At 34.3% G+C, this 13,130-nt stretch carries 6 protein-coding genes; 2 read left to right on the forward strand and 4 right to left on the reverse strand.

What is annotated here, in order from left to right; translation table 11 throughout:
- Window positions 1–9: 9 nt before the first annotated feature.
- The 4 genes from guaA to CHHT_RS06335 all read right to left on the reverse strand — a co-directional run bounded on the left by guaA (window position 10) and on the right by CHHT_RS06335 (window position 10,396).
- Window positions 10–1,542 (reverse strand): glutamine-hydrolyzing GMP synthase, encoded by a 1,533-nt coding sequence (gene guaA, locus CHHT_RS06320; protein ID WP_034963818.1) that lies wholly within the window; start codon window positions 1,540–1,542, stop codon window positions 10–12.
- A 395-nt stretch (window positions 1,543–1,937) separates the two neighbouring features.
- Complete coding sequence (locus CHHT_RS06325) at window positions 1,938–4,106, reverse strand: hypothetical protein (protein ID WP_034963817.1); 2,169 nt, start codon at window positions 4,104–4,106, stop codon at window positions 1,938–1,940.
- Window positions 4,103–4,609, reverse strand: a complete 507-nt coding sequence (locus CHHT_RS06330) for a hypothetical protein (protein WP_034963815.1) — start codon at window positions 4,607–4,609, stop codon at window positions 4,103–4,105. The genes CHHT_RS06325 and CHHT_RS06330 overlap by 4 nt, the downstream gene beginning before the upstream one ends.
- 12 nt (window positions 4,610–4,621) lie before the next feature.
- Window positions 4,622–10,396 (reverse strand): putative barnase/colicin E5 family endoribonuclease, encoded by a 5,775-nt coding sequence (locus CHHT_RS06335; RefSeq protein WP_172506189.1) that lies wholly within the window; start codon window positions 10,394–10,396, stop codon window positions 4,622–4,624.
- 461 nt (window positions 10,397–10,857) lie between these two features.
- On the opposite strand from CHHT_RS06335, the gene CHHT_RS06340 reads away from it, so the two are divergent.
- Window positions 10,858–11,307: a hypothetical protein gene (locus CHHT_RS06340; RefSeq protein ID WP_034963226.1), complete on the forward strand. Its 450-nt coding sequence runs from the start codon at window positions 10,858–10,860 to the stop codon at window positions 11,305–11,307.
- Entirely contained in the window at window positions 11,294–13,102 is a 1,809-nt protein-coding gene (gene uvrC / locus CHHT_RS06345) for an excinuclease ABC subunit UvrC (RefSeq protein WP_034963228.1), read from the forward strand. The genes CHHT_RS06340 and uvrC overlap by 14 nt, the downstream gene beginning before the upstream one ends.
- Window positions 13,103–13,130: the final 28 nt, after the last annotated feature.

Consider the following 13,130-nt stretch of genomic DNA (forward strand, 5'->3'; position numbering starts at 1 on the left):
TAAGAAGATTTATTCCCATTCAATAGTTGCAGGCGGTTTTGAACTGATATCATACACTACGCGGTTAATGCCTTCAACTTCGTTTATTATACGACGGCTACAGTTTTCTAGCAAGTCATAAGGAAGTCTCGAAAAACTAGCTGTCATTCCGTCGCTTGCATCGACTACACGGATGCAGACCGCATTTTCATAAGTACGGTTATCACCCATAACTCCTACGCTATTTACGTTTAAAAGTACGCAAAATGCTTGCCAAGTCTTATCATACCAGCCGCTACTTTTTAACTCATCTCTTAATATAACATCTGCTTTTCTTAAAAGCTCAAGGCGATCTTTTGTAACTTCTCCCATTATGCGTATCGCAAGTCCAGGTCCTGGGAATGGATGACGAAAAACTACATCTGGGCTTAGTCCTAGCTCAAGTCCTAGCTTTCTAACCTCATCTTTGAATATCTCTCTTAAAGGCTCTATCAGCTCAAATTTCATCCGTTCAGGAAGTCCGCCTACATTGTGGTGGCTTTTAATAGTCTTAGAAGCGCCAGCAACGCTACTTTCGATAACATCAGTATATAAAGTACCTTGAGCAAGGTATTTTACATTTGCATGTTTTTTTGCCTCAGCGTCAAAAACTTCTATAAATGTTTCACCTATAATCTTACGTTTTTTCTCAGGATCGCTTACGCCTTTAAGCCTTTTTAAAAACAGCTCGCTAGCATCTATACTGATGAGATTTACACCGAGTTTTAGTCTAAACATATCTTCTACTTGCTTAGCTTCATTATGTCTAAGAAGTCCATTATCTACAAATACTACTATCAAATTTTGTGGGATTGCATTAGCTAAAAGAGCAGCTACAACAGAGCTATCCACGCCGCCGCTTACCGCGCATAAAACTTGATCGTTTCCTACTTTCGTACGCAAAGCCTCTATCTCTTTTTTAGCGAAGCTTCCCATATTCCAGGTGCTTTCGCAGCCACAAATTTTAGCAAAGTTTTTGAGTATCACGTCGCCAAATTCGGTATGAGCGACTTCTGGATGAAATTGAAGCGCATAGAATTTTTTGCTCTCACAACCAAATACGCAGTATTCGCTATTTTCAGAGTCTGCTAAAACTTCAAAACCACTTGGTAAAGCAGTAACTTTATCTGAATGGCTCATCCAAACTATACTGCCGTTTGTCACGCCTTTTAGTAAAGCACATTCTTTTAGTATATTTATCTTTGCTTTTCCATACTCTTTTTGACCAGCAGGAGCGACTTCGGCTCCATTTTTATGAGCCATCAGCTGCATTCCGTAGCAAATTCCAAGAACAGGAATATCAAGCCCCCAGATCTGATCATCGCAAAAATACGCATCTTTAGCATAAACACTTGCTGGACCGCCACTTAGGATTATACCTTTTGGATTTTTGGCTTTTATAGTTTGAGTACTAACATTAAACGGTAAAAGCTCAGCATAAACGCCTTGTTCTCTAAGTCTTCTGGCGATGAGTTGTGTGTACTGCGATCCGAAATCCAGCACTAAAATATCTGCATTTTTCATTTATACCAACCTAAATTTTATAATTTTCGCAAGGCGCGCTTGCAACTAAAAATAATTAACTTTGGCATTCTAGCCAAATTTAATTGAAACTTAACATAAGCCACATTAAAAAATATTATTAAACGGCGTTTTTATCCTAAAAAACAATATTTTATAAAATACATAAAAAACATTTAGCGTTTAATATGCATTTTATAAGATATCTTATGGCACATTTACGGCACAATCATTTATCTGAAATTGCAAGTTTTTTATGCAAAATCAGATAAGTTATTTTGTAGATTTTTTATGCAAAATCATTTGTCTAATTTTGCAAGTTTTTTTATACAATTTTCCCCTTGACATTTTTATAAAAATATGCTAGGGATAGCTATTTTTTCTTTTTACCGCTACATTTAGCCATTTTGCGTCCTTTCTATTAGTTTAATTTTCTCTCTTACACTAGGTAGATACATCAATGTACCTTTTTCTAAGCCTAAGTCGTAATCCTCGCTAATACTATAATTTTTACGCTTAATTAGCTCAGTATTCATAGGTATAAAGTTGATTTTTGGCTCGTCTTCATTATCAGGCATTTCATCGTCTTCGTATCTGTTTGGGCTTTTAAAAATATCTCTTGTGTCGCCGTACGCCTTATAAAGGTCTTGAAACTTTGATAAGATATTTGAAAATTGATTGTTGCTTATACCGCTACCAGTAAAGACTGAAGGCATAAGAGCGTTTGCGGTAACTGGCGAGTAAAGCATATTTCCACCTGTAATTGAGCTAATAGTGATATTATTTGTAAAAACATTTACTGAGCTCATACCGCTAAAAATGCTATTTGAGCCTGTCATAGCCATAGTAGCACCAGTGCTTACATTTGTAGCAAGTCCGCTACTTGAAATGATGAACGTTCCAGAGTTGCTACTAACCATACTAAATCCACCTGGCAAGGTTGAAGAAGTTACTAGATTTGAGCCTATGGCTGAAGCATTCGCTGAGCCTGTAGTGGTATATAAAGACGCGGTTTGACTTAGCCCTGAGTTAGAAGCAGCGGCTGAAGCACTTAATTTACTAGCATTTGAAGCAAGTTGAGAGCTAAAAGAGTTCCATACGCTAGTTATTGCACTTGCAATACCTAAAATACTACTTATCCCACCAAAAATCTTACCAGCTCTTAAAGCACCCTTACCGCCAAGCCCAAGCATAGCACTAGCAGTCGCTATAAGCCCAAGTCCCATAAACATAAAACTAGCATACGTTAGCATTACCACAGCATTTACAGCAGTGGATGAAGCTGCGCCCATTGCAGCCCCAGCACTTGCAGCTGCTGCTCCACCAGTCCAAATAGAAGCGATGAGTATTACAATGGCTGCGATAGGAAATACCCAGCCCGGCACGCCTTTATCTTCATTGACATACAGATAATAATGACTAGCCCATTCTTTATACCACCTAAAAGAGCCACGAGTTGGCATATTATTTGAGCTATAAAAAGTTTCTGTAAGACTCATACCAAATTCATTTGCAGTATAAAAACTACTATTAAATTTCCCCAATCTGCCGTCATTAAAAATTATATATTCCCCACTAATTCCTACTGGATAAAGAGTATAGCTAAGAGAGCTATTAGCGTCTGTAAAGCTAACTTGTAAATCATATCCACCACTTGTAACTACATCTGCGTGGTTCCAGTATTCAATATATTTAGTGTGGTCGCTCCCTAATCCCGTTTCTAATCTACCATAAGAGTAAATTTGCTTTACGCTCATATGAGCACTTATGTAGTCTTGTTGCATATGTCCGGATACATTTTGCTTATAACTTCCATCTACATCATCACTTGAAGATGGGATATAGGTTAATCTTTTTATTGTGAAACTTGAAGTCTCGCCGGTATCCCTAATAACTTGCCTACCATTTACCATTATTTGCTCATAGACTTTGGTGTAGTAAGTCCAATCAAACCTTATAGTGCTTTCACTAAATCTTACTCCCTCTTGTCTATTCCTTGTAACCTTATAAATTAAACTAAATTTGCGATTTTCTACAAAAGATTTTGGCGCACTCATAAAAACCATATTACCATTATTATCTACTATATACCACATATTAAAAGAGTAGCCAGTTTCTTCGCCGTCGTCATCTCTGTATCTATACGTACTATATCCATTTACTGATAGATTTGTAAAGTTCTTAAATCTATCCATAGACATACCAGCCCAAATTTCACAATCATCGTGGTAGATACCATCTTTTAAATTTCCTTGATAATGCCTATAAGGGCTTTGTCCTACAAAGTATTGATTTAGCCCTAAGGCTGTTCTGCTATGATAATTATAAGGGCTAGGGTCAGGGGATTTAATCCAATAATGCGAATTAAAATATAAATTTTGCTTTAATGTTGGGTGGTAAAATCTATAAAAGTTTCCACCAGCTAAACCTTTTCTCATTAGTTGCAAATGCAAAAGTTCGAGCATTTTATTGCAACTTTTAGTCCTGCTTAAGAGCAGATTTTTAAACTGCTCTACGTAAGGAACTCCAGCAGGGCGATATCCAGTTATCCAAGTTTTATTATTCATGAATTAGGTGTTATTTTATCTATTGCATTTAGCATTTTAGTCATTAGGTCACTAGGAACGCTTACCCCACCACTAGCATATCCAAAGACTGCATTTGTGATAATTTCAGCTTCTTTTATATTGAGCTGGTCATCATAGCTTGTTACCTCTCTTATTACTGCGTTTTTCTTTTCTTTTTCAGTTTCAGTTTGAGCTTCTACTAGCTTTGTACGGGCTTTATTAAAGTCAATCTCAGCGTTTGATAAGTCTATTTGGCTTCTAACTTGTTGCATATTTAAAGCAGTATCAAGGGCTCTTGCTGTTAGGTTTATAGTCATAGCACTCATTAAATTTGCTTGTATGCTTATCTTATCTTTTGGTGCTAGGGTTTTATCGTTAAAACTATCCTCTAAATATTTAAGCGTTTTAGCAAATATTGATCTATCATCAACGATAGCATTTTCTATTTTTTTATAGTCCTCTATTAGCTTTGTAGTATCTAAATTTAAAACTTCATCTGCCATTTTTGCTCCTTTTTATTTGTTTTTTGGTTTATTTAAATCTTTTTTAGCCTTTGAGTAAGCCTTATAAAGCTCATCTGGTGCAACTTGTGTTGGCTCTTTAGCTTCAGATAAAAATTTAGCGTATTGTTTGGCTTTTTGCTCTACTGATAGGTCTTGACTTTTTATCTCTTTTGGGGTAGAATTCTCACTTAAAGGCTGGTTCCTAGTGTAATTCTGCCTATCATAGGCAGACCCAGCCTTTCTATTACTAAAAAAGCTTATTACTCTATCTTTACCGCCACGAGTATCGCCGATAATTGCTCTAAATCTAACGCCATTTTCATCAGTATAATCATACACACGCTTACCACCACTTTCTTTGAAGTCGCCAGCTTTGCGGATATACTCCCCCATATTTAGATATTCTTGTGTTGTTATATAACCTTCGTTTTTTGGGTCTAGGTGTTTTTGTATATGCAGTGAGCCAAAACCATCTTTATTTGCTGTTATATTATCAGCTCTGCCTTTTTCAAACTTTATAACATTTTCTACATCTTCTATATCTTTGTATATTTGCGTAGCTCTTTTTTCATTAAATGCTACATTATACACGCCACGCACTTCTTTTTGCTTAGGTGTATAACTAGCACTCATACCGCTATCATTAAAAACCACTTTTCTAAAATTAGGTATCACATCAGCAGTAGCATTTGGGTGCTTTGTTTTGTTATAGACTTTTAGCAAGGCAGTTGCTAACTCTTCTTTATCTATTTGCCCTACTAACGCACTAAACCTATTATCTAGCTCATCAGTTAGTCTATCTATCTCTTTATCCCTTTGCGGACTGATTTTGCCATACTCTTTATCTAGTGCCATATCTTGCTTTTTTAGTGCTATTAGCTCTTTGCTTATTTGCTCGTTAGCTTGGCTTTTTGGCAAGGCTTTTGCTATCTTTTCTAAGTTCTCTAAATCAGTAGTTCTTTCAAGCTTAGCGTTATTTAGCTTACTTGGTATTAGCCTTGTTTGCTCGTTTCTAGCCTCTACTTCACCAGCTAATCTGCGGTAGTCTAGCACATCTTTATCCATACCGCCACGAGCAAAGCCCTCTATGCTTTGGATTTTATGTTGCATTTCGTGGTATAAAATGCTTCTTAGCATTTCAGGCTTATTATAGAGATTAGAGTTTAAAACTATTTCATCAAGCGTTCTATTATAATATCCGTCGTATATTTCGCCGTCAAGTTCATCAAATCTTACTTTCACATCTCTTAGCTGCGGATAAGCATTAAAGAGCTTTTTATCATCTAGCACTTCGCTAAGTTTTAAACCATCTTTTGCCTTTACGATAATATTAGCTTTTTGGCTTAAAGTAGCGTTTAATTTATTTAGATCGGCTTGGTATTTATCATTTATTTTAGCTTTGTCTTGTAAGAGTTCTAGTTTTTCTCTATTGTTTTGTTTAAAAGCCTTAGCGTCAAACAAATCTTTTATTGCTTTTTTAAACTTGCCACCAAGCGGATTTATCTCAAACTTCCACTTCTTATCTATATCCTTATACCATCCAGTTTTAGCCCATATTTCGCTCTCATCTGCTCCATTTTTTGCCATTTCCCCAGCGGTTTTTAGTTTAGCCTTATTTGCTCCGATTGCGTTCTCTCCGCCAAAAATATAATTATAATTATCCTTTGGTGTTTTGCCTAGGGCTTTACCTATGATATCAGGTCTATCATTTAAAATTCCAGGTAAATCCTTTGCTAATCCTTGGCTAATTCGTGCTAATTGTGGGGCTAATTTATCAGCTGATTTTTCTAGCATTTTTATAGCCCCAGCTGAGCCACCAGCTCCTAATAAAAATCCTTTCACAAATGCTTCGTGCTTTTTACTTGGGTCTTGTTCGGCATTGGCATTTATCACTCCATTTATACCGCCACTACCTAAGTTTAATATGGCTTTTTCCATAGCCATAGTGCTAAAGCCTTTTTTCATATTTTTACCTTGACTTAAAAGCTCTTTTGGGGCGTTTTTATGCTCAAACCCTTTAAAATTCCATTTGATTAAACTTGCTTTATCTAGTAATTCATTATTTAATCTCTTGCCGTTTAAAAGATTATATACTTCATTTAGAAGCTGTGGTTTTTTGATATTAGATAATGTGTCAGTATTCATAATGTTTTTATCTAGTATAGCTCTAAGCTTTTGAATTTGGCTACTACTTCCTTTTACGCTGTCTAAAATACTGTTAAATTTAGTATTAGCTTCTATACTAGCTATACCATCTATTAATTCACTATCCTTTTTTAATAAATACTCGTAAATATTATCATCACTATAACCAGCTTTTTTTAAAGCATCTATCTTATCTGATAAGGTGCTAACTTTAGCCTTATCTAGAGCAATTCCCATCTGTATTTTATCCATGCCAGATATCTTATTATTATCAAATAACGCTTCCTTTGCTTCTTGACTAAGATTGTCTACTATTTCACCATCTCTTACAAATGCAAATCTTCCACCGTTATCATAAAATTTAGTCGTTTGCTCTTCTGGTATAGATACTTTTTTATTGTCAATATAAACGCTAAAATCTTTATTTTTCTCACTACCATAAACTTTTAATGTCTTAACCTTAAAATCCCCGTCATCTGTGTATATTTCTTCTACGGTCTTCATTAGCTTAGTTAAGACGTTTGGCTCTTCTAAATTTGGCTTAGCTTCTTTTTGTTTAACGTTTTGTTGTGCTAATTGCCCCTTGCTTCCATTCTCTTTTTTGATTACTTCCGTTTTTACTACTTCATCTTGCGGTTTTATAGTAGTTTTAGTGTTTTGTGGTATAATACCGGTATTAGAGTTTAAAGGCAGAGTCTCGCCTTTAGTAATCGCAGAAGATGCATATAAACTTTCTGCGTTCTCTTTCTTTATATAGCCAGTAACAATCCAATTATTAGTCTTCGTTCCATAGTAATTATCCTTTATGCCTATGATAAAGTTATCGTTTTCTATACGAATTCTTCCTTTATCATCTCTTACAACATTCCCGTTTTTTATTATTTTATCTATGTTTTTAACAAAATCAATAGCCTTATTTTGTGCTTCTTCTTTGCTAAAACCTTGTTCCATAAACTCAGCTATTCTTTTATCTAAGATATGAGATACGCCATACCCCGTATGCTTTACTTTATCTGCGACTTCGCCCCACACTAAATCGATATCGCCTAACTCTTTTCTCTCAAACGCTCCCGCGACTTGTCCTTGTTTTTCAGCTAATAGCTTTTTAATGGCATTTGCTCCGTCATGGTAAAACTCAGCGTAATTCGTGCCAAATTCTTTAATAGGGGTTATATTTAGCTCTTTCTCGATATTTCCTCTAACATAGCTTGGCAAATATAATATGCTATTTCTCTCTTTAGCGATATTTTCTAAATCACTATCTTTTAGCCCCATTAATCCACGATTTTTAAGCTGTTTTTCTAAGTCATAAGAGTAGTCTTTTTTATCACTATTTATAAATGGATATAGCTTTTTTTCTCTTTGTTTTATCTCATTTTGTAAATACGAAAAGACATTCTCATTAACCCTAGCTTTGCTATTGCTTAGCTTTTGAAATTGCGTTACTAGCTCTTTGTCGCTCATTGATTTTATTTGTACTTGTGCTATTTTGTCTTTTATACCTTTTGCTGTTGGCTTGATTAAATCGCCAATGCCTACGATTCTTAACTCATCGAAATTTTGCTTTAAATTTTCAAAGGCTTCTAATGCTATTTGTCTATTTTCTCCACTTGCCTTTTGATTGATTATCTCTTTTATCTCTTTATCGTGTTTTATTAAAAACTCTTTTGTGATATAATTTGCCATTTCACTAGCATATTGAGGCAAATTTAGCTCACTAGGATGAGCCTTAGCAAAATCATCTAAAACATATCTATATAACTGATTATAAGCGTTTATCTCATTATCTAAGGCTTTATTTGTCTTGCCTTCTACAAATTTCTTAATATTTTCATATCTGCTATTTGTATTTGGACGCGGTTTTTCAGTGTTGTTTATTTCCACTTCTTTGGTGGCTTGTGCGGTTAGTTCTTGCTCTTTGATTGATTGCTTAGTTGGCTCTTTGGCTGTTGGTGTAGCCTGTGTTTTAGCTAAATTTTCAGCTTCTTTTATGGTTTGGTTTGGTATAGTTTGGGTATTGGAATGCTGTAATAAATCGCCTCCCATAGAGCTATTTGCTTGAGTGGTTGCTGGAAGTGGCGTCCCAGTCAGCATTTCTTTATTTCTGCGTTGCAATCTCTCTAAATCTTTGATTTTGTTTTTATTTGCGTGTATGATTTCGCCATCATTCTTAACTATACCTATATTTGCGAATTTATCATTATTTATTTGTTTGCCAATTAACGCAACCTTATCATTATAGTTTTTAAAAAAATGCGTTGGATTGTCCTTTATCTCTTTTATAACTCTAAATACATCCGCTTCACTTCTAAACATTTCTGGGTGTTTATCGGCTAGTTTGCTTAGATTTGCTCTCCACTCATCACTTAAAACGCCACTCATATTCTTAACCCACTCTTGAATATCGAAATTTTGATTTATTGCGGTTTCTTGCCTAGCACTATTTGGATAAGTTACAAACCCATCGCCTTTTATAGATTGATTAACTAAATTTGCTTGATTTTCAGCTTCTTTTATGGTTTGGTTCAGTTTTGGATTTCTAAAAATCATTTTATCTTTTATATTTCTATCAGAATAAAATGTTATAATATCATCAGTAGCCGTAGGTTGTGGTAATTCGGCGGTCGTCGCGTCCCTACGGCTACTATCAACAACAACCCTAAATTTAACCCCTTCTTTATTTTCCCATTCGTAAATTCTAGCTCCATTTTTATCTATAAAAGGCTCTTTGTATGTTTTAATATACTCTCTTAAGGAATTGCCTAAATTTAAAAGCTCTTGATTGGTTATATATCCTGGTTTAGTTTCATCCATTAAATGTCTTATTTTAATATGTTTAGCACCTTTATCCCTGTTAGTATTGGCATATCTTATCGCACTATCTACATTTTCTAAATCAGTCTTGATATAAGTTGCTTTTTTATCATTATAAGTTACATTGTGGATACCCCTTATCTCTTTTTTAGCTTCTGTTTTAGCCTGTGTTTTAGCTTCGTTTTTTACCGCCTGCTCTATCTCTTTCATCGCATTTTTAAACTCATTTAAGAGATTTCTTGTAGGCGTTGGCAAGTTACCACTAGGGATATTATCAATATTTTTTATAGCTAGTTTAAAGTCGCCATTAGCGTTTAAAATGGCTCTATTTAAGTGCAATTTTAAGGCTTCGTTATTGCCTAAATATGGTATTAAAGGCTTCATTTTTTCTACGATGAAATTAGCTCTCATCGTATCAGCTCTTTTTAGTGGGTCATTAGTTACGCCTTGGCTCATTGTTTTTGGCTTAATTACCCTATCACCTAAAGAGTTTAAAATATCGCTAGTATTATTCAAGATAGATTGTTTGCTTAAAATCTGGCTCTTTAGCTCTTTAGCAAATTCACTCCCAAAATCTAAACTATTTAAGCTCTTGTTTAAGGCTCTAAAATCCACTACTCCATTAACGCTATTTTTATCCATTAGATTTTTGATTATATTAGCTTCAGCTACGGCTCTATCTTTAGCCCCTAATGAGCCTAAGAAGTCATTTAGGGTAACGCCGTTAATGTTATCACTGCTTTTTAGCATAGCATTAAGGGCTTCTATGCTTGTTTTTCCATCACGGCTTATTTGGTTCATTAGATTGCTATCGCTGATATTTTTCATCTTTGCATAGTCGCTATTAGCACTTTTATATAAATTTATAAGTTTTTCATCATTTTTTAAAGCACTGTTTATTTCGCTTTCTATTAAGTCTTTTGCTTCATTTAGTGCTTTTTGGTTTATGAAGTCGCTTGAGCTTTTAAAATCAGCTTTATAGATATATCCTAATTGCTCGTTTATCGCATTTTTAGCATTTAAAAGGTTGTCAAGATTGCCACCACCATTTAAAGCGTTAAAAACTCCCCTTGTGCTTATATTTTGTGTATCACTTAAGATATTGCTTAGATTATCACTTAAAGCTTTAAAATCGCTTTGGTAGTTTGAGTTTTTGATTAAAAAATCAACTACTTTGAATTTATAGTTTTACTATTTGTAGTATTCCCATCTTCTACTCCATACCACGGATCTGCTTTATAACCGCAAGAAGTAAGAAAAATTAATAAAAAAAATGCTAGAATAGCTTTATGAAAAGTTTTGAGATTATAGATCATATTTTACAAAATCCTTTGTATAAAAATTTAAAAACAAGCCGCGAATTAAGGAATTTGCTGTCTTTGCTAGGCAGATCAAAAGCTTCGCTTATCAAATTCGCTTATCAAAAACAAAACATAATGTACATCGCCCTAACCCATCCGCTGGCGCTCCAAGAGCTAAAAAATGATAATAACATAAATCAAATAAAATCGCTGTTAAAACAGTACGTCAAATTTAATCCAAACTCGAATTTAAAAGAGATAAATGAAATCAAATTTTTTATAGCCAAAATAGTTAAATTTAAAGAAGTTAAATGGTCAAATAATAGCAAAATCATAGAAAAATCAGACGGTAATTTTTTAAATTTAGCAAAAAATAAAGAGATATATGAAGCCTTTGAAAACCTTAGAAAAGCGATACTTATAAATGCTAAAAGATGAGCTAAAAAGCCTACCAAATAAACCTGGAATTTATCAGTATTTTGACGCAAACTCCAAACTGCTTTACGTAGGCAAAGCAAAAATCTTAAAAAACCGCGTAAAAAGCTACTTTAGTTTTACACCTACTCTAGCTCCAAATGCTCGCCTTAGCGCACGTATAACAAAAATGATAAGCGAAGCAACTCACATAGAATGGATCACGACAAATAGCGAGTCTGACGCTCTTATCTTAGAAAATTCCTTTATAAAACAACTCAAACCAAAATACAACATACTTCTTAGAGATGATAAGACTTATCCTTATATATACGTGGATCTAAGTAGCGATTTTCCACGCTTTGAGATAACTAGAAAGATAGTAAAAGGCAAAAATATCAAGTATTTCGGACCGTTTTTTAAAGGCGCAAGAGAGATACTAGAAGCGTTGTATCTTGAGTTTAAACTCGTACAAAAAAAGTCTTGCTTAAAAGATAAAAAAGCCTGTTTGTTTCATCAGATAAATAGATGCTACGCTCCTTGCATAGGCGCCATAAGCAAAGAAGACTATGCAAAAATAGTAAAAAACGCTATAAAAAAACTAAAAAATCCAGAATTGCTTATAGAAAATCTTTCAAATTTAATGAATAATTTTGCAGCCAATCAAAACTACGAAGAAGCCGCAAAACTAAGAGATATGATACTTACCATCAAAGATATCAGCGTAAAAGTAGAGATAGATATCGCTAAGCTAGAGGATTTTGAAGTGATAGCTGCTTCATTTAAAAATGGGTTTGTGTGCGTCGTAAGATTTTCTATAAGAGATGGGAAAGTCGCTTTTGCAAACCACAGCATAACTCCTGCTAAAGATATGCAAAATACGGATTTAAATGGCATTTATAAACAAGCTATCCTAGAAGCATTCCCGCATGAAATCCCGGTAAATGCGGTAAAAATTTATACATATGCAGAATTTGAAGATATGGAGCTAGTAGAGAGTATTTTATCAAATTTACATGGGAAAAAATTCAAAATATCCACTCCAAAAACAGGCGATAAAAGGTCTATCTGCGAAGTAGCTTTTAAAAACTGCGATAGCTTTATCGACAAGCATTTAAAGACTCACAATTACGAGTTTTTAGAGCAAATCAAAGAGTACTTTGGGCTTTCAAACTTACCTTTAAAAATCGAATGTTTCGACAACTCTCATCTGTTTGGAAAAGCACCAGTTGGTGGTATGATTGCTTGGGAAAATGGTAATTTTAAAAAAGAGCATTATCGCCACGTTCATCTTAAAAGCTCAAACGACTATGATCAGATGAATGAGATGCTAACTTCTAGAGCTCTTAGATTTGATAAACTAAGTCCGCCAGATCTTTGGGTGATAGATGGCGGCGAAGCACTCTTAAGACTAGCAAATAACATCATCTCAAGTAGCGGTGCAAATGTAGATATAGTGGCTATTTCAAAAGAAAAAGTTGATGCTAAAGCACACAGAGCCAAAGGCAGTGCAAATGATAAAATTTATACACAAACAGCCAAATTTAGCTTAAGTCCTAACGATAAAAAATTACAATTTTTTCAAAAACTTCGTGATGAGGCGCATAGATTTGCTATAACTTTTCATCAAAACAGCAGAAAAAAAGCTGACTTAGCAAGTAGCGAACTTGTAAATTTAGGCGTTTGCCAAGGAAGCATAAAAAAGCTTTTAGATTATTTTGGAAATTTTGAAAAAATTTACGAAGCTGATTTTGAAGAGATACAAAAAGTCACAAACAAAAGTACGGCGACAAAAATTTTTGGCAAAAATAAAATATAGAAGTCATTAAAAGCTTGTTTAAATTATT

Source organism: Campylobacter hyointestinalis subsp. hyointestinalis, from assembly GCF_013372145.1.
In the GTDB taxonomy this organism is placed as follows: domain Bacteria; phylum Campylobacterota; class Campylobacteria; order Campylobacterales; family Campylobacteraceae; genus Campylobacter; species Campylobacter hyointestinalis.

Bases quoted from the DNA above. Each gene is read 5' to 3' on its own strand.
- CHHT_RS06330 (WP_034963815.1), bottom strand. From the start codon at position 4,609: ATGGCAGATGAAGTTTTAAATTTAGATACTACAAAGCTAATAGAGGAC.
- CHHT_RS06335 (WP_172506189.1), bottom strand. From the start codon at position 10,396: ATGAAAAATATCAGCGATAGCAATCTAATGAACCAAATAAGCCGTGAT.
- uvrC (WP_034963228.1), top strand. From the start codon at position 11,294: ATGCTAAAAGATGAGCTAAAAAGCCTACCAAATAAACCTGGAATTTAT.
- guaA (WP_034963818.1), bottom strand. From the start codon at position 1,542: ATGAAAAATGCAGATATTTTAGTGCTGGATTTCGGATCGCAGTACACA.
- CHHT_RS06325 (WP_034963817.1), bottom strand. From the start codon at position 4,106: ATGAATAATAAAACTTGGATAACTGGATATCGCCCTGCTGGAGTTCCT.
- CHHT_RS06340 (WP_034963226.1), top strand. From the start codon at position 10,858: ATGAAAAGTTTTGAGATTATAGATCATATTTTACAAAATCCTTTGTAT.